The 23,719-nt window shown below is 71.6% G+C and carries 19 protein-coding genes and 1 pseudogene; 11 read left to right on the top strand and 9 right to left on the bottom strand.

What is annotated here, in order from left to right; genetic code table 11:
- Positions 1-13 precede the first annotated feature (13 nt).
- The 6 genes from ACFW47_RS24960 to ACFW47_RS24935 all read right to left on the bottom strand — a co-directional run bounded on the left by ACFW47_RS24960 (position 14) and on the right by ACFW47_RS24935 (position 7,366).
- The gene (locus tag ACFW47_RS24960; RefSeq protein ID WP_386307176.1) at positions 14-1,807 is read right to left on the bottom strand and encodes an ABC transporter ATP-binding protein; all 1,794 of its coding nucleotides are present in this window, start codon (positions 1,805-1,807) and stop codon (positions 14-16) included.
- Entirely contained in the window at positions 1,804-2,865 is a 1,062-nt protein-coding gene (locus ACFW47_RS24955; RefSeq protein ID WP_386307175.1) for an iron-siderophore ABC transporter substrate-binding protein, read from the bottom strand. The genes ACFW47_RS24960 and ACFW47_RS24955 overlap by 4 nt, the downstream gene beginning before the upstream one ends.
- A 109-nt stretch (positions 2,866-2,974) precedes the next feature.
- Positions 2,975-3,823: an ABC transporter ATP-binding protein gene (locus ACFW47_RS24950; RefSeq protein ID WP_386284206.1), complete on the bottom strand. Its 849-nt coding sequence runs from the start codon at positions 3,821-3,823 to the stop codon at positions 2,975-2,977.
- 38 nt (positions 3,824-3,861) lie between these two features.
- A complete protein-coding gene (locus ACFW47_RS24945) occupies positions 3,862-4,929 on the bottom strand; it encodes a FecCD family ABC transporter permease (protein ID WP_386307173.1) in 1,068 nt (355 codons plus the stop codon).
- 11 nt (positions 4,930-4,940) lie between these two features.
- Positions 4,941-5,999, bottom strand: coding sequence for a FecCD family ABC transporter permease (locus tag ACFW47_RS24940; protein WP_386307172.1), 1,059 nt, complete (start codon positions 5,997-5,999; stop codon positions 4,941-4,943).
- A gap of 11 nt (positions 6,000-6,010) precedes the next feature.
- Positions 6,011-7,366 carry a lysine N(6)-hydroxylase/L-ornithine N(5)-oxygenase family protein gene (locus tag ACFW47_RS24935; protein WP_386307170.1) on the bottom strand — a complete coding sequence of 452 codons (1,356 nt, stop codon included), beginning with the start codon at positions 7,364-7,366 and terminating at the stop codon, positions 6,011-6,013.
- Between the two features lie 180 nt (positions 7,367-7,546).
- On the opposite strand from ACFW47_RS24935, the gene ACFW47_RS24930 reads away from it, so the two are divergent.
- Positions 7,547-8,491, top strand: coding sequence for a methionyl-tRNA formyltransferase (locus ACFW47_RS24930; RefSeq protein WP_386307168.1), 945 nt, complete (start codon positions 7,547-7,549; stop codon positions 8,489-8,491).
- Positions 8,492-8,521: 30 nt separating this feature from the next.
- On the opposite strand, the gene ACFW47_RS24925 is transcribed toward ACFW47_RS24930, so the two are convergent.
- The 3 genes from ACFW47_RS24925 to ACFW47_RS24915 form a co-directional block, all read right to left on the bottom strand.
- The gene (locus tag ACFW47_RS24925) at positions 8,522-10,387 is read right to left on the bottom strand and encodes a CocE/NonD family hydrolase (RefSeq protein WP_386307167.1); all 1,866 of its coding nucleotides are present in this window, start codon (positions 10,385-10,387) and stop codon (positions 8,522-8,524) included.
- Positions 10,388-10,525: 138 nt separating this feature from the next.
- Positions 10,526-11,224 carry a bleomycin resistance protein gene (locus ACFW47_RS24920; RefSeq protein ID WP_386307165.1) on the bottom strand — a complete coding sequence of 233 codons (699 nt, stop codon included), beginning with the start codon at positions 11,222-11,224 and terminating at the stop codon, positions 10,526-10,528.
- Positions 11,225-11,264: 40 nt separating this feature from the next.
- Positions 11,265-11,804, bottom strand: coding sequence for a hypothetical protein (locus ACFW47_RS24915; protein WP_386284225.1), 540 nt, complete (start codon positions 11,802-11,804; stop codon positions 11,265-11,267).
- A gap of 109 nt (positions 11,805-11,913) precedes the next feature.
- On the opposite strand from ACFW47_RS24915, the gene ACFW47_RS24910 reads away from it, so the two are divergent.
- The 10 genes and pseudogenes from ACFW47_RS24910 (at position 11,914) to ACFW47_RS24865 (ending at position 23,710) form a co-directional block, all read left to right on the top strand.
- Entirely contained in the window at positions 11,914-12,321 is a 408-nt protein-coding gene (locus ACFW47_RS24910; RefSeq protein WP_386307164.1) for a PGPGW domain-containing protein, read from the top strand.
- Between the two features lie 176 nt (positions 12,322-12,497).
- Positions 12,498-15,506 carry a family 16 glycoside hydrolase gene (locus ACFW47_RS24905; protein WP_386307162.1) on the top strand — a complete coding sequence of 1,003 codons (3,009 nt, stop codon included), beginning with the start codon at positions 12,498-12,500 and terminating at the stop codon, positions 15,504-15,506.
- A gap of 142 nt (positions 15,507-15,648) precedes the next feature.
- Positions 15,649-16,479, top strand: coding sequence for an ammonia-dependent NAD(+) synthetase (nadE, locus tag ACFW47_RS24900; RefSeq protein ID WP_386284233.1), 831 nt, complete (start codon positions 15,649-15,651; stop codon positions 16,477-16,479).
- A gap of 119 nt (positions 16,480-16,598) precedes the next feature.
- On the top strand, positions 16,599-17,444 hold the full coding sequence (locus ACFW47_RS24895; RefSeq protein WP_386284235.1) for an MIP/aquaporin family protein: 846 nt from the start codon (positions 16,599-16,601) through the stop codon (positions 17,442-17,444).
- Positions 17,445-17,470: 26 nt separating this feature from the next.
- Positions 17,471-18,988 (top strand): glycerol kinase GlpK, encoded by a 1,518-nt coding sequence (glpK, locus tag ACFW47_RS24890; protein WP_386284238.1) that lies wholly within the window; start codon positions 17,471-17,473, stop codon positions 18,986-18,988.
- 56 nt (positions 18,989-19,044) lie between these two features.
- Positions 19,045-20,133, top strand: a complete 1,089-nt coding sequence (locus ACFW47_RS24885) for an AI-2E family transporter (protein WP_386307161.1) — start codon at positions 19,045-19,047, stop codon at positions 20,131-20,133.
- Positions 20,134-20,173: 40 nt separating this feature from the next.
- A pseudogene (locus tag ACFW47_RS24880) lies at positions 20,174-20,804 on the top strand (maleylpyruvate isomerase).
- A 151-nt stretch (positions 20,805-20,955) separates the two neighbouring features.
- The gene (locus ACFW47_RS24875) at positions 20,956-21,606 is read left to right on the top strand and encodes an ankyrin repeat domain-containing protein (RefSeq protein ID WP_386284243.1); all 651 of its coding nucleotides are present in this window, start codon (positions 20,956-20,958) and stop codon (positions 21,604-21,606) included.
- Positions 21,603-22,769 (top strand): YncE family protein, encoded by a 1,167-nt coding sequence (locus ACFW47_RS24870; RefSeq protein ID WP_386307159.1) that lies wholly within the window; start codon positions 21,603-21,605, stop codon positions 22,767-22,769. The genes ACFW47_RS24875 and ACFW47_RS24870 overlap by 4 nt, the downstream gene beginning before the upstream one ends.
- A 32-nt stretch (positions 22,770-22,801) precedes the next feature.
- Positions 22,802-23,710: an SMP-30/gluconolactonase/LRE family protein gene (locus tag ACFW47_RS24865; protein ID WP_386307158.1), complete on the top strand. Its 909-nt coding sequence runs from the start codon at positions 22,802-22,804 to the stop codon at positions 23,708-23,710.
- The last annotated feature ends 9 nt before the right edge of the window (positions 23,711-23,719 follow it).

The following is a 23,719-nucleotide window of genomic DNA, read 5'->3' as shown; positions in this document are numbered from 1 at the left end:
TAGGGTCACCTAACTAGGCCGCCTGGCTGCCCTCCCGCCAGGCTCGCCACAGCCGCGCGTACCGGCCGCCCAGGGCGACCAACTCCTCGTGCGTGCCTTCCTCCACGACCCGCCCCGCGTCCAGCACGACGATCCGGTCGGCCGCCATGGCCTGGGTCAGCCGGTGCGCGACGAAGAGGGTGGTCCGGCCCGCGCAGGCGGCCAGCACGGCGCGTTCCAGCTCGGCGGCGCCCTCGCTGCCGGCCTCCGCCGTCGATTCGTCCAGCACCACCACCGGCGACCGGCTGAGCACCAGCCGGGCCAGGGCGATCTGGGCGACCTTGGTGACGTCGAGGCGCTCGCCGCCCTCGCCGACCACGGTGTGCAGCCCGTCGGGCAGCGCGTCGACCCACGAGCCGGCCCCCACCGTGCGCAGGGCGTCCGTGAGTTCGGCGTCGGTCGCCCCCGGTGCGGCCAGCCGCAGGTCGTCGGCGAGCGGGCCGGAGAACACGTGCGTCTCCTGGGTCAGGATGCTCACCAGGGCCCGCGCCGCGGCCTCGTCGAGGGCGGCCAGGTCGGTCGTCCCGACCCGCACCGACCCCGACTCGGGGGTCCCGATGCCCGCGACGAGCGCGGCCAGCGTGGTCTTGCCCGCACCGGTCGCCCCGACCAGGGCGAGCGAGCCGCCGGCCGGGATGGTCAGGGAGACGTCCCGCAGGACCGGCTCTTCGGTGCCGGGGTAGCGGAACGTCAGTCCCTTCACCGTCACCGGGTACGGCCCGGCGGCCGCCGTCGCGGACGCGTCGCCCACCAGCCGCTCCTGCGCCTCCTCCCCCAGCACGCCGACCAGCCGGGTGAGGCTGGCGCCCGACTTCTGCGCCTCGTCGAAGGTGAACATGATGGCGCCCAGGGGGGTGAACAGCCGGTGGAAGAGCAGCGGGGCGGCCGAGACCTCGCCCAGGGTGGCGGCACCGGCCTCCAGCAGGGCGTACCCCACCACGATGATCAGGGACAGGCCGATGAACTCGGCGCGGTTCTCCCGGCCGACGAACCGGCCGAAGAAGCGGAACACCTCGATGCCGAGGTCGCGCACCCGCCAGGACTCGCGGGTGACCTGCTCGCGGAAGGACTCCTCGAGCCGGTACGCGCGGACCGTGTCGATGCCGTTGAGACCGCTGATCAGGGCCTGTGCGCGGTCGGCCTGTGCCCTGCGCTGCTTCCGGTACAGCGGCGCGGACCTCGGCAGGTACCAGCGCAGGGCCAGCGCGTAGGCGGGCAGCGCGCCGGCGCCCGCGAGACCGAGCCGCCAGTCCAGCCCGAACATCCCGGCCGTGGCGATGGCGACGAGGACACCCGCCGAGAACACCGTGGGGACCGCGGTGCGGATGCCCTTGGAGATGACGGCCACGTCGTCGCCGACCCTGGAGAGCACGTCTCCCCGGCCGACCTGCTCGACGCGGGCGCTGGGCATCCCCAGCACCGCCCGCACGGCTCCTTCCCGCAGCCGGGCGAGCAGGTCGGCGCCGAGCCGCCCGATGAGGTACGTCGACGCGGCGCCGGCCGCCGCGCCGAGCAGCGCGGCGGCCACCATCAGGGCGCCGATCGTGACCAGGACCGACTGGGACTCGCCCTCGACGACGGCGTCGACCACCCGGCCCAGCAGCAGCACCGGGAGCACCTGGAGTGCCGCTCCCGCCACCGTGGTGAGGACGGTGGCGGTCGACAGCCACGGCACCTCGCGGCAGTGCGCCGCGACCCAGCGGGCGGCCTCGCGTCCGTTCGCCGTGCGCAGGATCGCCGGGGCGACGGCTGTGTCGGTGCGGCTCACCCCTGCCCGGCCGCCTTGACCAGTTCGTCGATGGCGTAGGGCATGGACAGCAGGGTGCCCTGGGAGATGGCGGCGCCGACCGCCGGGCCCTCGCTGTCGAGCAGGTACGACACCTTGCCGTTCTTCACCGCGTTCAGGTTGTTGAACAGTTCGAACTTCTTCAGCGCGTCCTGGTCCGCCTGGTCGTTGATGACGAAGACGCGGTCGACGTCGATCAGGTCGAGCCGCTCCGGGGAGAGCGTCGTGTAGAAGTCGCCGCCCGCCACCTCGTCGATCTCCGTCTGGTACTTGAACCCGATGCCGGTCACGAGGCGTCCGCGTACGTCGGTGGAGGTGAAGGGCGCCACCGACTTCTCGTACCAGGACAGCACCACCGCGGTCTGGTCCGCGAACTGGGGGTGCTCCTTCTTGGCCGTGTCGAGCTTGGCCTGGATGCCGGCCACCATCTTCTCGCCCTCCTCGGCCTTGCCGAGCGCCTTGGCGATGTGGAGCGCGTTGTCCTGCCAGGGCGCGCTGAAGGGCTCCTTCTCGGTCTTGGTGCGGGCCACGGTCGGGGCGATCCTGGACAGCTTGTCGTAGCCGGCCTGGTCGATCTCGGAGTAGACCGCGACGATCAGGTCGGGGCGCAGGGCGGCGATCTTCTCGTAGTTGGGGCCGTCGTCGCCGTTCTTCATGACGACCTCGGGCTGGGTGTCACCCCACTTGTCCTTCACCCACGGCCACTGGGTGTTGATGTCGGGGCGCTGGCCGGCCGGGTTCGGGTACTGGTCGACCATGCCGACCGGCTTGATGCCGAAGGCCAGGACGGTCTGGTCGTCGGTGTAGCCGACGGAGACCACCCTCTCGGGAGCCTCGGTGACCTTCGTGGTGCCGAACGCGTGCTCCACGGTGACCGGGAAGACGCCGCCCGCGGCCGGGGCGCCGCCCGCCGCCTCGTCCGCCGAGTCGTCGGAGTCGGAACCGCATCCTGCGAGGAGGCCGGCACCGAGGGCGGCGGCGGACAGTGCCGCCGCCAGTCGTCGCCAGGGCCTGATACGCGTCGTTCTGAGGAAGAGCATCCGGGGATCCCTTGCTGTCGCGCTGTCCGTGCGCCCCGTCCGAGGGCAGCAAACCTTATCGCGCTCGAGTGAGGATAGCCTACCCTCACCACGACAACTCGACTGGTGGTCAATGAAGTTCGGCGTGTGTCCGCCCTATCGGCACGATGAGCGGCCGGTCGCCCACCGGGTCCTCGATCACCTTGGCGCGCAGCCCGAAGGCCTCGTGCAGCAGTTCGGCGGTGATCACGTCGCGGGGGTGCCCCTGCGCCAGGATCGCACCCTCCCGCATCACGACCAGGTTGTCGCTGTAGCGCGTGGCCAGGTTGAGGTCGTGCAGCACCATGACCACCGTGCACCCGGACTCGTGCAGGTCGTCCACGAGGTCCAGGACGTCGATCGCGTGCGCCAGGTCGAGGTAGGTGGTCGGCTCGTCCAGCAGGAGCAGGTCGGTTCCCTGGGCCAGGGTCATCGAGATCCACACGCGCTGGCGCTGTCCGCCGGAGAGGGAGTCGACCGGGCGGTCGGCGAGGTCGGAGACGCCGGTCATGGCCAGCGCGCGGGCGACCACGTCGGCGTCGTCCGACGACCACTGCCGCAGCCAGCTCTGGTGCGGGTGGCGGCCCCTGGCGACCAGGTCGGACACCGTCAGCCCCTCCGGCGCGACCGGCGCCTGCGGCAGCAGGCCGAGCTTCTTCGCCACGTCCCGGGTCCGGAGCTTCGCGATGTCGTCGCCGTCCAGCACCACCTTGCCGCCGGCCGGCTTCAGCAGCCGCGACAGGGTGCGCAACAGGGTGGACTTCCCGCACCCGTTGGGGCCGATGACGGTGGTGACGACCCCGGGCGGAACGGTGACGTCCAGGTCGTCGATGACGGTCCGGGCGCCGTACCCGACCGTGACGCCCCTGGCCGCCAGCCTCGAAGCTCCGTCGGTGCCGTCGGTGTTCGGCTTCACTCCGGTGATGGACTGAACGCCCACAGGGCCCCCTCGTTTAGGCTCGCCTTACTTTGTACCAGCTACCGGCGGTTCGCCCGCACCAGCAGATAGACCAGGAAGGGCCCGCCGATCGCGGCGGTGACGACACCGACGGGCAGGGAGACCGGCAGCACCGCCCGGGCGACCAGGTCCGAGCCGGTCAGCAGCAGTGCCCCCGCCAAGCCGGAGGCCGCCATGGGCGGCGTGGGATGTCTGCCCAGCCGCATCGCCACCTGCGGCGCCACCAGCGCGACGAACGGGACCGGTCCCGCCGCGCTCACGGCGGCGCCCGCCAGCAGCACCGCGCACAGCAGCAGCACGGCCCGCACCGTCGCGTACCGGACGCCGAGACCCGCGGCGATCTCGTCGCCGAAGTGCAGGGGCTTGAACTGGAAGGCGACGCACGACACGACGGCCAGCAGGGCGAGCGTGCACCACAGGGCGAGCGACACCTCGCCCCAGGACCGGTCGTCCAGTGAGCCGACCAGCCACGCCTGCGCCCTGGCCACGTCCCTGATGTCGGCGGTGACGAGCAGCCAGGTCGTGACCGCCTGCATCATGGCGGTCACCGAGATGCCGATGAGGATCAGCCGGAAGCCGTCGATTCCCCGCCGCCAGGCCAGGAAGTACACCAGCAGACCGGTGCCGAGCCCGCCCGCGAGCGCCGCCGCCGACAGCCCCACGGAGTCGGTGATCGCCGCGGCGGTGCCGCCCGACACGGTCACCAGGAAGACCGCGACCGCGCTCGCGCCGCTGGTGATGCCGAGCACGTCGGGGCTGGCCAGCGGGTTGCGCGCGATGGACTGGGTGATCGCCCCCGACACCCCGAGCGCGACACCGACGACGAGCCCGGCCAGCGCGCGCGGCATCCGCAGGTCCATGATGACGAACTCGTCGACCTGTTCGCCGGTGCCGAAGATCGTCGCGACCACCCGGGGCAGGGCGATGGGGAAGTCCCCGACGGCTATGGACAGGCAGAAGAGCAGGAAGGCCCCCGCCGCCAGCAGCAGGGTGACGCCGGCCAGCCAGGGCCGCCAGACGAACGACACACCACCGAGCCGCACGCCCGGCGTCAGGGGCGGCTTCGCGTCCGCCTGATCGGTTTTCACGTCCGCCCCGTTCACGCGCTCTTGAACTTCCCGCGCCACACCAGCACCGCGAAGAACGGGGCGCCGAGGAGGGAGACGACGATCCCCGCGTCCAGTTCGCCCGGCCGCACCACCAGGCGTCCCACGATGTCGCAGACCAGCAGGACGACGGCCCCGAGCAGCCCCGCGTACGGCACCAGCCAGCGGTAGTCCGGGCCGGTCAGGTACCGGGCCACGTGGGCCACCATCAGCCCGAGGAACGCGATGGGCCCGCACGCGGCCGTCGCCGCGCCCGCCAGCAGGGTGACGGCGACGATGCCGGCGGTCCGGCTCCGTGCGATGTTCAGCCCCAGCCCCCGCGCCACGTCGTCACCCAGGTTCAGCAGATTGACAGCGGGCAGCGTGGACAGGGCCAGCAGCAGGCCGAGCGCGATGAACGCCGTCACGGGCCAGATGACGTCGAACCGGACGCCGGCCACCGAGCCCGCGTTCCAGAACCGCAGCGCGTTGAGCGACTCCTTGTCCGACAGGGCGACGGCGGTGGTCATCGCCGCGAGGAACACGGTGACCCCCTGCCCGGCCAGGGCGAGCGTCAGCGGATTGCCGGCGCCCCGGCCGATGCTCGCCAGCCCGAAGACCACGACACCCGCGGCCGCGGCGCCGAGGAAGCCGAACCAGACGTACTGGAACGGGTCGGTGAACCCGAACAGGGCGATCCCCGTCACCACGGCGAACGAGGCACCGGAGTTCACACCCAGCAGGCCGGTGTCGGCGATGGGGTTGCGTGTGTAGCCCTGGATGAGCGCGCCGCCGACGCCCAGGGCGACGCCCGCCACGACCGCGAGCACCGTACGCGGGATCCGCACGGTGTGCACGATGAGCCTGATCTCGGTGAGCCGTTGACCGGACCCGGGTTCCGCGAGCAGCCCGTGCCACACGTCGGCGGGGCTCAAGGCGCGCGCGCCGACCGCCAGGGACGCCGCCGACGCCACCACCAGGAGCGCCACGAGCACACCGAGCCCCACAACGCGCCTTCGGCGGGCCGGTGTTGTGCCCGGGGGCGCCGCACTCCGGGCCGCAGTCGTGGTCATGGCGACGTACACTAACGCGCCGCGCTGCCGGTCCCGTCGGTGACCGTGCGGGCCGCACCGGATGCGGTCCCGACGCCCCGGCCGAGGAGCGAGCGCAGGATCTCGCCGACCCTGATGGCGGTGTTGGACAGCAGGGACGACGTGATGCCGTGGGTGTGCTCCGTGCCGCCCTGGAGGTAGATGCCGCAGCGCAGACCGGGGTCCGTGGCGACGCGGTAGTCGCGCTCGACCCGGACCAGGCCCTCGTCGTCGCGCAGGCAGCGGTCCGCGACCTCGCCGAGCAGGCCGAGGGGGTCGGCCGGGCGGTAGCCGGTGGCGAAGACCACGACGTCCGCGTCCAGCAGGGTCTCCTCGCCGGTGACCAGGGAGGTCACGGTGGCCCGGACCTTCTCCGGCGTCTCCTTGACCTCGGTGAGCCGGGAGACGTTGAGGAAGCGCAGCCGTTCGGTGCCGAGGACCTTCTCCCGGTACATCTGCCGGTACAGGTCGTCGATCAGGTCGATGTCCACCACGGAGTAGTTGGTGTTGCCGTGATAGCCCATCAGCCGGCGTTTGACGCCGGCGGGCGCGGTGAAGTACTCGTCCACCGCCTCGGGGTCGAAGATCCGGTTGGCGAAGCCGCTGTCGTCGGCGGGGCTGTAGCCGTAGCGGGCGAAGACCGCGCAGACCTCGGCGCGCGGGAAGCGGCGGTGCAGGTAGGCGACGTTCTCGGCGGCGCTCTGCCCGGCGCCGACGACGACGAACCGGGACGGCGAGGTGCCTTCCAAGGCGTCCACCTTGGCGAGGAGCTCGGAGTTGTGCCAGACGCGGTCGCCGCGCTCGACGCCCTCGGGCAAGAGGGGTCGCAGTCCGGTGCCGATGACGAGGTTGCGGGTCCGGTGCACCTCCAGCCCCTCCCCCGAACGGACCGTCACCTCCAGGTGTGCCACGGACCCGTCCCTCTCGACGGGTGCGACGCCGACGACCTCGTGGCCGTAGGAGACCATGTCGTCGACCTTGGCTGCGGCCCACTCGAAGTAGTCGTGGAACTCGACCCGCAGCGGGAAGAGGTTCTTGTGGTTGATGAAGTCGATCAGCCGTCCCTTGCTCTGGAGGTAGCAGAGGAAGCTGAACTCGCTCGCCGGGTTCCGCAGCGTCACCAGGTCCTTGAGGAAGGACACCTGCATGGTCGCGTCGTCGATCAGCATGCCACGGTGCCAGCCGAAGCGCGGCTGCTGCTCGAAGAAGCGGGCGGTGACCGGCTCCCGTCCGTCGGGGCGTGCGTTGTGCTCGCTCAGTGCGATCGCCATGGCGACATTGGACGGCCCGAAGCCGATACCAATGAGGTCGTGGACCAGTGTTGCGTCATCAGGAAGAACCTGTGACATGTCACTCCCATCCCGCGGCCGCCGAAACTTAGGTGAGCCTAAGCTAATTGGTGCAGGCTGTCGATAGGGCGAACCTGAAGCCTCCGCCCCCAACTGGGGTGTCGAGCAAGGCTGTTCTCCACTAAGGTAAGCCTTGCTTTACTGCCCGGGCCGCCGTCCCCTGCCTCGAGGAGGAACCCCATGCGGGTCGTCATGTTCGGCTACCAGACCTGGGGGCACCGCACCCTGCAAGCGCTCCTGGACTCCGAACACGACGTCGTACTGGTCGTGACGCACCCCAGGAGCGAGCACGCGTACGAGAAGATCTGGAGCGACTCCGTCGCCGACCTCGCCCAGGAACACGGCGTCCCGGTCCTGATCCGCAACCGCCCCGACGACGAGCTGTTCGAGCGCCTCAAGGAGGCCGACCCCGACATCATCGTGGCAAACAACTGGCGGACGTGGATCCCGCCGCACATCTTCGGTCTGCCGCGCCACGGGACGCTGAACGTGCACGACTCACTGCTGCCCAAGTACGCCGGTTTCTCCCCGCTGATCTGGGCGCTGATCAACGGCGAGTCCGAAGTGGGCGTCACCGCGCACATGATGAACGACGAGCTCGACGCCGGGGACATCGTCCGGCAGGAGGCGGTGCCCGTCGGGCCGGCGGACACCGCGACCGACCTCTTCCACAAGACCGTCGACCTCATCGCCCCGGTCACCATCGGCGCACTGGACCTCATCGCCGCCGGCCGGACCGAGTTCACCAAGCAGGACCGCTCCCGGGCCAGCTTCTTCCACAAACGGTCCGCCGAGGACGTCCGGATCGACTGGGGCTGGCCGGCCCAGGATCTGGAGCGCCTGGTCCGCGCCCAGTCCGAGCCCTACCCCAGCGCCTTCACCTACCACCGGGGAAGGCGGCTGGAAGTACTCGCCGCAGTGGTGTCCCAGGGCCGCTACGGCGGCACTCCCGGCCGCGTTTTCTACCGAGAGGGCGACGGCGTGGTGATCGTCGCCGGGGCCGACGCCCGGACCGGCCGCAATCACGGCCTGGCCATCACCCGGGTACGGACCGAGGACGGCCGGGAGCTGCCTGCGACGGAGTACTTCACCTCCATGGGCGGATACCTGACCAGCCGTCCCTGACCCGCGCGGCGAAGGCGGCACGGTCCGCTGTCAGCGGCGACCGCCCCGGACCACCGTGAACGTGCCCGGACCGGCGGGCAGTTCCACCGTGTACCGGCTCAGGTACGTGTCGAGGAACGGCGAGCGGTCGCCGGGGGTGGCGACGTCGTCGGCGGGGTCGTCCAGGGCCAGCCGGAGCCTGGCACCCCGGACCTCGATGGTCTCGCCGGAGGGCGTGTCGCGCCATGAGCCGGTCTGGATCGAACCGATCTCCACGGCCAGGACGTGTCCCGCCGCCAGCGTCCAGTCGGTGGCCTTCAGGTCGACGGTCAGCCGGCCCGAGTCCACCAGGGACACCTGCTCGTCGAACATGACGGCGGTGCCGTCGGGGGCGACGTCGTACAGCTTGAGCATGACGTTGCCCTCTCCCCGGGCGGTCAGGGAGACCTGTGGGGTGCCGGTGACGCGCACCGCCTTCTTGAGCGGCTTCGACCACACGAAGAAGCTGGAGCCGACCTCACCGCCCCGCTGCCGCTTCGCCGTCTCCCCGGCGAGTCCCTCAGGGGCGGTGTGCTCGGTGGCCGGTGCGTTCTCCATGTCCCACCGCCCGGCCGGCGGCGCGGGCGGCCGCGGCGCAGGGGTGCCGGACGCGGTCAGCGCCGCGCGGGCGGACGCGCCGCCGTCGTCCACGTACGATCCGCCGCCGAGCGGCAGGGTGACCGACCGCTCCGTGACCGGCCAGGTGCGCTGGGCGCGCCAGGCGCCCGTGGAGTCCTCGACGGCGTAGGCCGGGTAGCGGACCTCCGGCCTGATGCCCTTGAGGTACTGGTCGTAGAAGGACAGGGTCTCCTCGTACCAGCCCTCGCGGCCCATGGCGAGGCGTCCGTCGGGGGTGCGGTCACCGCCGCGCACGTGGTCCCACTGGCCGAGCCAGCCGCGCTCGGGGCCCTCGTGGTTGTCGAGGTACTCCTGCATCTCCTCGGGTTTCGTGTTGGGCTCGATGAAGCCCTGCGTGACGAAGAGCGGTGTGTCGCTGCCCCTGGCCATCCGGGCCAGGTCGCGGGAGGTCCAGTGTTCGTCCCGCTGGTCGGCTATTCGGTACCCGGCGGAGTTCTCCGTCAGGCACTCCGGACGCGCCTGCTCGTAGCGGGCGTTCGCCCGGTAGCGCGGGTCGTCGTCCGCCATCGGGGGCATCGTGGCGATGGAGTTGTACGCGCCGGCGGTGCCGGTCACGTTCGGGCGGGGCACGCCGTTGGAGTAGATGTACTGGTACATGTCCCACAAGGGTTCCTGGGCGACGACGGCCCTGAGCGCGCGCTGGTCCAGGTTGTTGCCGATGAGGCCGGTGACGGCGTCGTAGGACTTGCCGTACATGCCCACCGCGCCGGTGGACCACGGCTGTTTCGCGGCCCAGTCGATCGCGGCCCTGACGTCGGCCTGTTCGCCGGGTCCGCCCCAGTCGAGGCAGCCGGTGGAGCCACCGAAGCCGCGCAGGTCCACCATGACGAAGGCGTACCCCTCGTCGAACAGGTCGGTGCCCTCGATGAAGTCCTGGAAGCGCGACGAGGGCCCGGTGTGGCTCCAGCCCTCCGGGCCGGTCTGCCCGGCGTGGGCGAAGTACGGGCCGACCGAGAGGATGACGGGCACCTTCTCGCTGCGGGACAGCCCTTCTGGCAGCAGGACGTCGGCGTGCAACTCGGTGCCGGAGTCGTCGGAGGAGGGGAAGTAGTGCTGGGTCCAGACCGAGCCCTCGGGGACGCGGTCGTTCTCCTCGTGGGTGACGGGGTCGGTCGCGGTGGCGACCGGGGGGACCTGCGCCTCCCCCGCCGCTACGGCGGGGCCGGCCAGGCCGGCGGTCAGCGCGAGGGTGGCGATGAGCGCGGAGGTGCTTCGGGCAGCCGCGCGACGTGCTCTCACATGCTCCTCCTTGGACGGTGGGTGCCGGTGGTGCATGTGACGCAGGTGTAGCAGTGATGCGGTCGTACGTCGATGGGGCGTACAAGTTCCCGGCCGCGACCGGGCGTTGGGGAGCGGCAGCGATGACGTGACCGGGCCTCAGTCGCGCAGTTCGGCAAGACGTACGAGGTCCTCGCGGACCGACTCCCTTTCCCCGCCGGTGAGTCGGACCGCGGCCGCCCGGGCGAGCGCCGACGCCTTGGCTCCCTCGTCGCCGAGCCGCCCGGCGACGTCCGCCCGCAGCACGAGGAGCCGGACCAGTTGCGCAGGGGTGGGCCGCTCGTCGTCGAGTCGCAGCACCCGGTCGACGACCTTCGCGGCGCCCGCCGGGTCCTCCTTCGAGTCCGCGAGGAGCAGGGCGTGGTGCAGGGCACGGGCGAAGGTCTCCTCGGGGGCGCGCCGGTGGCGCGGGTCGGCGGCGGGCTGCCCGACGCGGACGCAATTGCCGCCCGGGTCGGTCATGAGGAACTGCCGCACCCCGTACGCCATGTCCCTGAGCGGCCCGATGCGGGGCAGCCCGCGCGTGGGGACCCTGCCGTACGCCGCCTTGAGCCCCGCCCGGAAGGAGGCGTGCAGCCCGTCCACGTCGTCGGTGAGGACGTAGCAGGTACCGAGTGACGCGGCGGGCTCGTACCCCTTGACCGCGAAGAACTGCAGTTCGATGCCGCCGCGCTCTACGACCGCGTACGGGTTGGGACTGTTCTGCCGGTACGTCACCTCGAAGCCGAGGGCGGTGTAGAAGTCGAGCACGGGCTGGAGGGTCCGGCACGGCAGGATCGGGATCGTCTTCTCGGCCATGCGGCCACTCTAGTCAAGCTTGAACAGCAAACAGTGGGGGTCACCCGTTCGCCGTCCACCCCGTCACGCCCACCACCTCCCGGGCGATGTCCACGACACGGCGCCCGTCGGTTCCCACCCGGACGGTGTCCGCCGGCGCCGCCTCGTCCAGCAGCCGCGCCTTGCGGGCGCTGCCGGCCAGCTCCTGCGCCAGTTCCGAGCCGAGCTCCCGCCCCGTCAGACGCGCGCCGGCGGTGACGTCGGACGCCGTGAGCAGGACCCTGACGAGCCGTACGTCCGCCCCCATCGCGCGCCGAAACATGCCTTCCGCCTCGGGCAGCACGCTCACCGTGTTCGTGTAGATCATGCGGCGGTGGCCGAGCCGGGCGTAGTTCGCCCACACCGCCGTCAGATTGCTCTCGGTGATGCGCGACCGGCGAGGGTCTCCTTCCGGAGCGGGGTGCACCTGCCCCATGAAGTCGCCCTCGACGACCACGTGGGCCACCGAAGCGGCCCGCAGCAGCACCGAAACCTCCCATGCCACCGTCGTCTTGCCGACACCCGCGCGCCCTCCGACGAGCAGCACTTCCGCGTGATTCATGGGAGCAGCTTGCCAGCCGGGCGGAATCGCCCGTACCCCGTCGCATGCCTAAGGTTGGGCACACCGAGGCAAACGGGAACTCCGGCCGACCCCGGGGAGGTGCGGCGACATGGCGCGCAGCGTCGAAGCGGTCCGGCGAGCGGCCCTGGGCTCCCTCGGGGCCGTACTGGTGGCGGTCGGTGTCGCGCTGCTGGTGCTGCCCGGGCCGGGCCTGCTGCTGGTGTTCGCCGGGATGGTGCTGCTGTCGCGTGCCGTCCCGGCCCTGGACCGGTTCGTCGCCCCCGTCCGCCGGCAGGCGATGCGCGCGGCCGAGGAGAGCGTCTCGTCGCCGTGGCGGATCGCCGGCTCGGTCACGGCCGGGCTGTGCCTCGTCGGCGCGGGGGTGGCCTGGGGCCTGTTCCCACGGCTGCCGTACTCCGGATGGGCCACCGGGGCGAGCCTCATCGTCTCCGGCATCGTCCTGTTCACCCTGCTCGCCTGGAGCCACCGGCGCGTCCGCACGGGCCGGCGCGACTGAGCGGGGCCGTCGCCCCCGGTGGCGCCTGCCCGGAGACGACGACTTTGAACACATCGATGACAAAGTATGGACATGTCAAGCGGAAGTCTCCTACCTTGGCGGCGGAACCACAGTCGTACCGCACGAAGACCGGAGCGATATCCGGCACGGTCCGGTCCCCACCTCCCGGAGGACCAATGCGCCCACGCCTGTTCCCGCGTGCCCGAAGACACCTCATCCTCCTGCTGGCGTCGGCCGTCTCGGCCGGCGGCTTCCTCGCCGCCCCCGCGTCCGCCGCGGACCGCGCGGACATCCCGCCGCAGGAACCCGGAGTCACCCTGCGCGTCTTCGACGTGCAGACGCCCCTGAGCAGGATCTGCACCCTCAAGCCCGGCCAGACCCCCAACCACGACGCGCTGATGCCGACGGTCGACTGGTCGGCCACGGCCGACTTCGGGGGCATCGCCGACAACTTCGTCTCGGAGGCCACCGGTTACCTGGTCGCGCCGCGCGAGGGCACCTACGCCTTCCGGCTCACCAGCGACGACGGCTCACGGCTGACCCTCGACGGCACCACGGTGATCGACCACGACGGACTGCACGGGGCCGAGCCGAAGGACGGAGCACTCGACCTCACCGCGGGATCGCACCCGCTGCGCATCGAGCACTTCGACCGCGGAGGCGGGCAGCAGCTCACCCTGTCCTGGCGCCCCCCGGGCGAGACCGAGTTCACCGTCGTACCCAACGAGGCGCTCACCACCGACGCCGGGGTCGTCCGCGTGACGGCGCCCGGGCGCAAGGAGTGCGAGACCGGCGCCGACACCCCCGGTGACGGACTGCCACTGACCTCGGTGCGCCCCGACCTCACCCTCACCGACCTGCGCCCCGAAGGATTCGAACCGCAGGTCACCGGCATGGACTGGCTCCCCGACGGACGCCTCGCGATCAGCACCTGGGGCGGCACCGACAACGTTGCCGGTGAGGTGTACCTGCTCGACAACGTCACCGACGCGACCAGCCGGGACAAGGTCACCGTCAAGAAGGTGGCCGACGGGCTGCGCGAGCCCATGGGCATCAAGTACGTCGACGGTTCGCTCTACGTCTCCCAGAAGCACGAACTGACCCGGCTGGTCGACGAGAACGACGACGACGTGACCGACGAGTACCGCACGGTCGCCACCTGGCCGTACGGCGGCAACTTCCACGAGTTCGCGTTCGGCCTGCTCTACCGCGACGGCTACTTCTACGTGAACCTCTCCGTCGCCATCGACCTGGGCGGCGCGACCACCGACCCGCAGCCCGCGCCGGACCGCGGGACCACGTACAGGATCAGCAAGAAGACGGGGAAGATCAGCCCGATCGCGGGCGGACTGCGCACGCCCAACGGCATGGGCTGGGGTCCCGGCGGCGGTCTCTTCGTCACCGACAACCAGGGCGGATGGCTGCCCGCCTCGAAGCTCGTCCAGATCAAGCAGGACCGCTTCTTCAACCACTACACCGAACCCGCGGGCCCCTTCGAGGACTCCCCCGTCACCGAGCCGGTGCTGTGGCTGCCGCAGAATGAGATCGGCAACTCGCCCTCCACCCCGCTGTATGTGAAGAAGGGGGTGTTCGCCGGCCAGATGCTGATCGGCGACGTCACCTACGGCGGTCTGCAGCGCGCCTACCTGGAGAAGGTGAAGGGCCAGTACCAGGGCGCCGTCTTCCGCTACACCCAGGGCCTGGAGGCCGGCGTCAACCGCGTCACCATGGGCCCGGACGGAGCCATCTACGCGGGCGGCCTGGGCGCCGACGGCAACTGGGGCCAGGCGGGGAAGCTGAAGTTCGGCCTGCAGAAACTCACGCCCAACGGCGGCGACACCTTCGACATCCAGAAGATGCGGGCCGTGCCCGGCGGCTTCGACCTGACGTACACCCACCCGGTGTCCGACGAGACCGCCGCGGAGCTGGCCGACCGTTACGACGTCCGCCAGTGGCACTACACCCCGACCGCCGACTACGGCGGCCCGAAGATCGCAGAGGAGGAGCTGTCCGTACGCTCGGCGGCGCTCTCGAAGGACGGCCGGACCGTCCGGCTGCGCCTGGACGGGCTCAAGCCGGACCGCGTGGTCCACGTGCGCTCACCGCGCCCCTTCACCTCCGCGTCCGGTGAGACGCTGTGGAGCACGGAGGCCTGGTACACGCTCAACGAGATGCCCGGCAAGCAGCCGCCGCCCGCCACCCTCTACGAGGCCGAGGAGGCGCGGCTCACCGGCGAGGCCGGCATCGACACCGACCACGTCGGCTACTCCGGCAGCGGATTCGTCGACCGCTATGCCACCGAGGGCGAGGCCGCCACGACCTTCGACGTGACGGTCCCGAGGACGGGCACCTACGACGTGGGGCTGCGCTACTCCAACGGCCCCCACCCCTTCGAAGGCACCAAGTCCCTGTCCCTGTACGCCAACGGGAAGAAGGTGCGGCAGACGGAACTGGCCTCCACCGGGGACTGGGACACCTGGTCCACGCGGACCGAACGCCTGCGTCTGCGGGCCGGACACAACACCGTCTCCTACCGGTACGACCCCGGTGACACCGGCCACGTCAACCTCGACCTGATCACCGTGCACCCGCGGGGCGCGCGCGTCGACCTGTTCGACGGCACGGCCGCCTCGCAGACCCAGTGGCAGCACACGGACGGCAGGGACGTGGCCTGGCCGCTGGCCGAGGAGCGGTCGATGGAGGTGTGCTGCGGCGACATCCGGACCAAGGACGCGTACCAGGACTTCAAGCTGCACGTGGAGTTCCGCGTCCCGCAGCTGCCTCCGGACGTGACCGGCCAGGACCGCGGCAACAGCGGCATCTACCTCCAGGACCGCTACGAGCTCCAGATCCTCGACTCCTACCAGGACACCACCCTCGCGAACAACGAGGCCGGGGCGCTCTACCTGAAGAAGGCACCCGACACCAACGCGGCGACCGCGCCCGAGACGTGGCAGACGTACGACATCGTCTTCCGCGCGGCCCGCTACGACGACGGCGGCCGCAAGACCGCCGACGCGCGGGTGACCGTGGTGTGGAACGGGAAGAAGGTCCACGACGACGTGGTCCTCGACGGTCCGACCGCGGGCGGCCGGGCCGAGACACCGGCGGCCGGGGCGATCCGGCTGCAGGACCACGGGAACAAGGTCCGCTTCCGTGACATCCGGATTCAGCCGCTGAGCTGATCCCGGCCGGAGCGGAAAGGTGTGCGGGGTGGCCGTCGGCGGCCGCCCCGCTCGTCGTGCGCCACGCCACTCGGCCCGTATCGGCCGGGGACCACTGGGTACGCTGAGTGAGGAGTCCCCGCACATCGAACAAGGAGCGGAATTGAGCGAGCCGGCGTCCATCGCCCTGCAACTGGAGATCGCCCGGGAGCTGGAGGTCGCCGAGACCTTCGACGCCGAGCGGGAGATCGAGCGCCGCGTGGCCTTCCTCACCGAGCGGCTGACCTCCACCGGCCTGCGCTGCCTGGTCCTCGGCATCAGCGGCGGTGTCGACTCGACCACCGCGGGGCGGCTGTGCCAGCTCGCGGTGGAGCGGGCCCGGGCCGAGGGGCACGAGGCGGTCTTCTACGCGATGCGGCTGCCGCACGGCGTCCAGGCCGACGAGCACGACGCCCAGCGCGCGCTCTCCTTCATCAGGGCCGACCACGTACTGACCGTCGACATCAAGCCCGCGAGCGACGCCATGCTCGACGCCCTGCTCGCCGCCGACGTGGCCTTCCGCGACGCCCACCACCAGGACTTCGTGCACGGCAACATCAAGGCCAGGCAGCGCATGATCGCCCAGTACGCCGTGGCCGGCGCGCACAACGGGCTGGTCGTGGGCACCGACCACGCCGCCGAGGCGGTCTCCGGCTTCTTCACCAAGTTCGGCGACGGCGCCGCCGACCTGGTCCCGCTGACCGGCCTCACCAAGCGCCGGGTGCGTGCCGTCGCCGAGGCTCTGGGCGCGCCCGCCGAGCTGGTGGGCAAGGTCCCGACGGCCGACCTGGAGTCCCTCGCCCCCGGCAAGGCCGACGAGGACGCCCTCGGTGTCACCTACGACGACATCGACGACTTCCTGGAGGGCAAGCAGGTGAAGGAGGACGCCTTCGAGAAGATCGTCACCCGCTACCGGGCGACGGACCACAAGCGCCGGATGCCCATCGGCCCCTGAGGCTCCGCCCGCGCCCATCAAGCCGCACTCTATGTGCGGCTTGTCGCTTATCACCTTAATGTGTCGGCTGAGAGACGCGGTCGGTCGACGCCGGTCCAGCCGGCGGAAGGTGAGCTTCCATGGCTGCACGGCTCAAGAAGTCAGGTCTGCTCGGTGAACTGTCGGCCGAGTTCGCCGGCACGATGATCCTCATCCTCTTCGGCTGCGGTGTCGTGGCACAGGTGGCCGCGGGCGGCGCCCTCACCGATCCGGAGGGCGGCCTCGGGGACCACGACAGCATCTCGTGGGCGTGGGGCCTCGGCGTCACACTGGGCGTCTACGTGGCCGCGCGGCTGAGCGGCGCCCACATCAATCCCGCGGTGACGCTCGCCCTCGCGGTGTTCAAGGACTTCCCGTGGCGGAAGGTGGCTCCCTACGCGCTGGCCCAGACGGCCGGCGCCTTCGTGGCCGCGCTCCTCGTCCGCTGGAACTACACCGAGGCACTGGCCAAGGCCGACCCCGGACACACCATCAAGACGCAGACCGTGTTCTCCACACTGCCCGCCAACGGGAACACCGCGCTGCCGGTCCACGAGTGGGGCGCCTTCCGCGACCAGATCATCGGCACCGCCATCCTGCTGCTGCTGATCATGGCCATCACGGACCTGCTCAACACACCGCCGGGCGCCAACCTGGCCCCGTTCGTCATCGGCCTGGTGGTGGTCGCCATCGGCATGGCCTTCGGCACCAACGCGGGCTACGCCATCAACCCGGCCCGTGATTTCGGTCCCCGGCTGGCCAGCTTCCTGACCGGTTACGGCGGTGCGTGGCGGGACCAGTACGGGAATCTCTACTTCTGGGTGCCGATCATCGCGCCGCTGATCGGCGGCGTGCTCGGTGCCGGGCTGTACAAGGTGTTCATCGGCCGGTTCCTGCCCGCCGCTGAGCCCGAACCGACAGGGCGCGTACCGGCGCCAGAGGACTGACACACCGGCCGGAGAGGCGGCACACCATGGCGGACTTCATCGGCGCGGTGGACCAGGGCACCACCAGCACCCGATTCATGATCTTCGACCACGGCGGCAACGAGGTGGCGAAGCACCAGTTGGAACACGAGCAGATCCTCCCCCGCTCGGGCTGGGTGGAGCACGACCCCGTGGAGATCTGGGAGCGGACCAACTCGGTGATGCAGAACGCCCTGCGCCACGGTGGTCTGTCGGGGTCCGACCTCGCGGCCATCGGCATCACCAACCAGCGCGAGACGACGGTGGTCTGGGACCCGCGCAACGGCCGTCCGTACTACAACGCCATCGTCTGGCAGGACACCCGCACCGACACCATCGCGGCGAACCTGGAGCGGTCGGGCCGGGGCGACGTCATCCGGCGCAAGGCGGGACTGCCGCCGGCGACCTACTTCTCGGCCGGCAAGATCCAGTGGATCCTCGAGAACGTGGACGGCGTCCGGGAGGCGGCTCAGGCGGGCCACGCCGTGTTCGGCAACACGGACACCTGGGTGCTGTGGAACCTGACCGGCGGTCCCGACGGCGGCATCCACGCCACCGACGTGACCAACGCGAGCCGCACCATGCTGATGGACCTGGAGACGCTCGACTGGGACGACGAACTGCTCGGCTTCTTCGGCATTCCCCGCGCGATGCTGCCCACCATCAACCCGTCCTCCCATCCGGAGGCGTACGGCACGACCCGCACCTCCCGGCCGCTGCGCGCCGCCGTCCCCATCGGCGGGGTGCTGGGCGACCAGCAGGCGGCCACCGTCGGGCAGGTCTGCTTCGCGCCCGGCGAGGCCAAGAACACGTACGGCACCGGGAACTTCCTGGTCCTCAACACCGGTACGGAGCTGGTCCGTTCGCGCAGCGGGCTGCTCACCACCGTGGCCTACCAGTTCGGCGACAGCCCCGTGGTCTACGCCCTGGAGGGCTCCATCGCGGTGACCGGGTCCGCCGTGCAGTGGCTGCGCGACCAGATGAAGATCATCAAGACGGCCGCCGAGAGCGAGGAACTCGCGCGCGGTGTCGAGGACAACGGCGGCATGTACTTCGTGCCCGCGTTCTCCGGCCTGTTCGCGCCGTACTGGCGTTCCGACGCCCGGGGCGCGATCGTCGGCCTCGCCCGCTACAACGACAACGCGCATCTGGCCCGGGCGACGCTGGAGGCCATCTGCTACCAGAGCCGCGACGTCGTCGAGGCCATGGAGCAGGACTCCGGCGTCCACCTCGACGTGCTCAAGGTGGACGGCGGCGTGACGGCCAACGACCTGTGCATGCAGATCCAGGCCGACGTCCTCGGCGTTCCCGTCAGCCGCCCCGTGGTCGCGGAGACCACCGCGCTCGGCGCGGCCTACGCGGCGGGACTGGCCACGGGGTTCTGGCGGGACACCGACGAACTGCGCACCCACTGGCACGAGTCGAGGCGCTGGGAGCCCCAGTGGTCCGAGGACCGGCGCGCGCAGGGGTACGCCGGCTGGAAGATGGCGGTCCAGCGTACGCTCGACTGGGTCAAGGTCGAGTGACCCCGGCCTGAGGACCACGTCCGGCGGGCTACGGGCGTCACCATAAGGTGATCCCCATGTCTCCCAGATTGAGTTCCGCGAGGACGCGCGCCGCGATGCGCACCACCGCGCGTGTCTCTGCCGAGTTGCTGCTGATACTCGCCATGCTCGCGGTGGCCCTGTGGCTCCTCGGCCGCATGTGGCCGGTCGTGTGGCCGCTGATAGTCGGTCTGCTCCTGACCACGCTGACCTGGCCCGCGGCCCGCTTCCTGCGGCGGCACGGCTGGCCTCCGGCGCTCGCCGCCTCCGTGGTGACCGTGGCGTTCCTGCTGGTCGTGTCGGGTGTCGTGGCGCTGATCGCGGTGCCGATGTCCTCCCAGACCGACGAGTTGACCATGGGCGTGGTGGAGGGCATCGAGCGGCTGCGCGAGTGGGCCGCGGGTCCGCCGCTGAACATCGGCGACGCACAGATCACCGGGGCGCTCGACACGGCGATGGCCCGCGTCCAGGACAGCGTCGACAGCGTGGTCACCGCGGTGGCCACCGGAGTGGGCACGGTGGTCAACGGCCTCATCACCGCCGTCCTGGGCGTCTTCCTGATGTTCTTCTTCCTCAAGGACGGGCCGCGTTTCCTGCCGTGGCTCGGCCGCCAGCTGCCCGGCCGCCTCGCCACGGACGTACCGGCCGTCGCCCTGCGCAGCTGGGAGACCCTGGGCTCGTTCGTCCGCTCGCAGGCGCTCGTGGGCCTGCTCGACGCGGTCTTCATCGGCCTCGGGCTGTGGATCCTGGACGTGCCCCTGGTACTGCCGCTGGCGGTGCTGACGTTCGTGTCCGCGTTCGTGCCCATCGTGGGCGCGCTGTTCGCCGGCTTCGTGGCCGTCCTCATCGCCCTCGTGTCGAACGGCCTGACCGACGCGCTGATCGTGCTGGCGATCATCGTCGTGGTGCAGCAGCTGGAGGGCAACGTGTTCCAGCCCATCATCCAGAGCCGCGGTCTCGGGCTGCACGCGGCGGTGATTCTGCTGGCGGTGACGCTGGGCGGCAGCCTGGCCGGCATCGTGGGCAGCCTGCTCGCCGTGCCGGTCGCCGCGCTGATCGCGGTGGTGTGGAACTACGTCCGCGAGCAGCTCGTCGACCCGCCGGAGCAACCGGTCTCGAGTCCGTGAACCGTCCCGTTCCACGGCCGCCTGCCGCCGGCCTGCGGTCGTGGATCTCTTCTCCGGCTCCTGGCCGGCGTTGCGCGCCGCGGTAGCCGGACTGCGTGACGAGGACTTCGCGCGGCCGTCCGGGACCCGGTGTGCCACCTTGGTCATCGACGCCCAGGACGTCCTGATCACGCCGGCCACCCGCCACCGCGGAACCGACCCGGGACGCGGTGACGTACGGGGACGCCGTCGCCGCTCCGACCGGCGACGCCCCGCTCGACGCACTGATCGTCCGCCTGACCGCCGCGTACCGGGATCCCCGGCTCCTCAAGTTCCCTCCGGAGGACGTCGGTTCCGCCGCCGGCCGGGCCGCCGCCCTCGCGGACCCCGCGGCCCGGGCCGGTACGCGCGACCAGGTGCTCACCGCGGGCGACCGCCTCGGCGCGTACGTCCCGCAGTGGACACTGCACCACCTCGGCCCTGGTCGCGCCCTGCCGGGCGTGCCGGGACCGTCCGCCGAGGGGCTCGCCCGGTCGCGGGAGATGCTGGAGCGGATCGCCGGGGCGGCGTTCCCGCCGTCGTTCGGCGACCGGGACGCACTTCTGGCCGGCACCGGACGGCGGGCACCGACCGGTGCGGAGCGGACCGCACTGGGCCGGACGGCCGCGCGGCTCCCCGTCCCGGTCGGCTGACCGGCACCACGCCCCGGCGGGGTCAGCCGATCGGACGACATGCCCGTCATCCGTCCCGCGAACCGGAAGGAGCCGGTGTACCGACCGCCTCCGCCGCTCCCGGGATGGAGGCTGGAGCGACCAGCACCCGACACTCCGGAGTTCCCGCCCCATGACGACCTCATCAGCCACTCCCGCCGACCTCGCCCTGCTGGCCGCCGCGCACCGCGGGGACACCGATGCCGTCCGGGCGGCGCTCCTGGCGGGCGCCGACGTGGAAGCACGCGACGAGGAGGGCCGTACGGCACTGCTGCGGGCCGCCCTGGCCGACCGGGTGCCGGTCGCGGAACTGCTGGTCGCCCGGGGCGCCGACGTCAACGCGCAGGACGCCCGCGAGGACAGCGCGTGGCTGGTCACCGGGGTCACGGGCAGCGTCGCGATGATGCGGGCGCTGCTGCCCGGTGGCCCGGACCTGACGCTGACCAACCGCTTCGGCGGAGTGTCGGTGATCCCGGCGAGCGAACGCGGCCACGTGGCCTACGTGCGGGCCCTGCTCGCCGAGACGGCGACCGACGTGGACCACGTCAACCGGCTCGGCTGGACCGCGCTCCTGGAGGCGGTCGTCCTCGGTGACGGCGGCCGTCCGCACCAGGAGGTGGTGGAGGCACTGCTCGCGGCGGGCGCCGACCCGTCGCTGCCGGACGGCGACGGCGTCACGGCCCGGGCCCACGCCGAGCGCAGGGGATTCCGCGCGATCGCGGACCTGCTGCGGCGCGCCGAGTCGGACGGCACCGGCGGCCTCCGGAAGGGCGGACAGCGGTGAACCGACGCCTTCTCGCTCCGCACCTCGCCGTGCTGGCCGCCGTGACCGCGACGCTGGCCGGATGCACGTCCGGCGGCGGCACGGAGGCCGGCGGGCCGGGGCCCGTCCCGCCCGCCGCCACGGCACCCTCCCGCACTCCGGCCCCCGGCACGGACACGGCCACCACGCACGAGGGCATGCTGCTGGTGACGGACTTCGGCGCCGACACCGTCACCTTCGTCGCCCCCGGCCGGCGGGGCGCGGCGGCCGACCTGGGGTCGGTGCGGGTGGGGACGGCTCCCTACGGTCTCGCCGTCGACGACGCCGGCACGGCATGGGTCGCGACGGCACAGGGCGTGGCCGCCGTGGACACCCGTACCCGCGAGCGCACCGCCCTGATCCCCTACAGGACCGACGTCGGTCCCGTGACGACCGGCGAGTACCGGGGCGGTGGCATGGGCGTCGCCCTGTCACCGGACGGCAGCCGGGTCTACGTCGGCGTCAACGTGCCCGGCGGCAGCGGCACCCTGGAGGTCATCGACGCCGAGCGGCGGGAGGTGACGCGGACCGTGCCGGTAGGGCGCCGGCCCTTCGACGTCGACGTCTCCCGCGACGGGCGCCACGTCTACGCCACCAACCACGACTCCTTCGACGTCACCGTCGTCGACACCGGCTCCTGGACGACCCGCCGCGTCGAGGTCGCCCCGTACGGCACCGAGGGCGGCCTCGGTTCGTGGCTCAAGCCGCACTACACCGCCGTACGCCCCTCGGACGGGGCTCTGCTGCTGCCCTTCGAGGGCGAGCGGCTCGCCGTGGTCGATCCGCGCACCGGGCGGGTGACCGTCGAGGAGATGACGGCCAACACGCACCAGCACGGCGTGGCGGTCGGTGCCGACGGAACGCTGTACGTCGTGGGGACCGGCCCGATCGATCCGTCCGAGGACGACGGCCCGTCCCTGACCGTGCGGGCACCCGGCGGCGACGAACGGGTGATCCCGCTGGACGGCGCGCACGAGACCGTCCTCCCCTCGGCGGACGGCCGCACCGCCTACGTGTCCGGCGGCTTCACCCGTGACGGCTACTGGAACGGTCTGAGCGTGGTCGACACCGCCACGGGCCGGGTGACACGGCTGCCGGCCGGCGAACGGCCCCTGGGCATCGCCGTGCTCCCGGGGATACGTTGAGCCCACCCTGATCATCTCGCTGAGAGGACACCATGTCCGCCGACGGCCTGTACGAGATCCTGGACGACCGCTTCCGCACCGGGCGCTGCGCGAGCGGCGACAGCAGGCTGGAGGTCCTGCACGACGACTGCCGCTGGGCCGAGGGCCCGCTGTACGTGCCGGCCTGGCGTCAGCTCGTGTGGAGCGACATCCCCAACGACCGCATCCTGCGCTGGGACGAGGCCACCGGCACGGTCGGCGTCTTCCGCTCACCGGCCGGCCACAGCAACGGCAACACCCTGGACCGGCGGGGCCGCCTGGTCACCTGTGAGCAGGGCAACCGCAGGGTCACCCGCACCGAGGCCGACGGGACCGTGACCGTCCTCGCCGACCGCTACGACGGCAAGCGGCTCAACAGCCCGAACGACTCCGTCGTGCGCTCGGACGGCACGGTCTGGTTCTCCGACCCGGACTTCGGCATAACCAGCGACTACGAGGGGCACCGCGCCGAGTCGGAGATCGGCGCGTGCAACGTCTACCGCATCGACCCGGTGTCGGGTCAGGTGCGGCTCGCCGCCGACGGCTTCGACGGCCCCAACGGCGTGATCCTCTCCCCCGACGAGAAGCGGCTGTACGTCTCGGACTCCCGGGCCGCCCGGATCCACGTGTTCGACGTCCACGAGGACGGCACTCTGTCGGGCGGCAAGGTCTTCGCCGAGGCCCGCGGCGACGTGCACTTCGACAACATCCGCTTCGACGACGAGGGCCGACTGTGGGCCGCCGCCCTCGCCGACGGCGTCCACTGCTACGACCCCGACGGCACCCTCATCGGACGGCTGCGGGTGCCCGAGCCGGTGTCCAACATCGCCTTCGGTGGTCCCAGGAACAACCGCCTGTTCATCACGGCGACCACCTCCCTGTACTCGCTGGTGATGTCCGTGACGGGCGCCCCGCGCGTCTGAGCAGGCGAA

It is taken from the genome of Streptomyces sp. NPDC058796 (genome assembly GCF_042745235.1).
In the GTDB taxonomy this organism is placed as follows: Bacteria; Actinomycetota; Actinomycetes; order Streptomycetales; family Streptomycetaceae; genus Streptomyces.
This window is presented reverse-complemented; position numbering and strand designations above follow the sequence as displayed.

What these genes read in the sequence shown, in the direction of transcription:
- ACFW47_RS24955 (WP_386307175.1), bottom strand. Translation starts at nt 2,865, where the DNA reads ATGCTCTTCCTCAGAACGACGCGTATCAGGCCCTGGCGACGACTGGCG.
- ACFW47_RS24940 (WP_386307172.1), bottom strand. Translation starts at nt 5,999, where the DNA reads ATGACCACGACTGCGGCCCGGAGTGCGGCGCCCCCGGGCACAACACCG.
- ACFW47_RS24935 (WP_386307170.1), bottom strand. Translation starts at nt 7,366, where the DNA reads ATGTCACAGGTTCTTCCTGATGACGCAACACTGGTCCACGACCTCATT.
- ACFW47_RS24930 (WP_386307168.1), top strand. Translation starts at nt 7,547, where the DNA reads ATGCGGGTCGTCATGTTCGGCTACCAGACCTGGGGGCACCGCACCCTG.
- ACFW47_RS24920 (WP_386307165.1), bottom strand. Translation starts at nt 11,224, where the DNA reads ATGGCCGAGAAGACGATCCCGATCCTGCCGTGCCGGACCCTCCAGCCC.
- ACFW47_RS24915 (WP_386284225.1), bottom strand. Translation starts at nt 11,804, where the DNA reads ATGAATCACGCGGAAGTGCTGCTCGTCGGAGGGCGCGCGGGTGTCGGC.
- ACFW47_RS24910 (WP_386307164.1), top strand. Translation starts at nt 11,914, where the DNA reads ATGGCGCGCAGCGTCGAAGCGGTCCGGCGAGCGGCCCTGGGCTCCCTC.
- ACFW47_RS24905 (WP_386307162.1), top strand. Translation starts at nt 12,498, where the DNA reads ATGCGCCCACGCCTGTTCCCGCGTGCCCGAAGACACCTCATCCTCCTG.
- ACFW47_RS24895 (WP_386284235.1), top strand. Translation starts at nt 16,599, where the DNA reads ATGGCTGCACGGCTCAAGAAGTCAGGTCTGCTCGGTGAACTGTCGGCC.
- glpK (WP_386284238.1), top strand. Translation starts at nt 17,471, where the DNA reads ATGGCGGACTTCATCGGCGCGGTGGACCAGGGCACCACCAGCACCCGA.
- ACFW47_RS24885 (WP_386307161.1), top strand. Translation starts at nt 19,045, where the DNA reads ATGTCTCCCAGATTGAGTTCCGCGAGGACGCGCGCCGCGATGCGCACC.
- ACFW47_RS24875 (WP_386284243.1), top strand. Translation starts at nt 20,956, where the DNA reads ATGACGACCTCATCAGCCACTCCCGCCGACCTCGCCCTGCTGGCCGCC.
- ACFW47_RS24865 (WP_386307158.1), top strand. Translation starts at nt 22,802, where the DNA reads ATGTCCGCCGACGGCCTGTACGAGATCCTGGACGACCGCTTCCGCACC.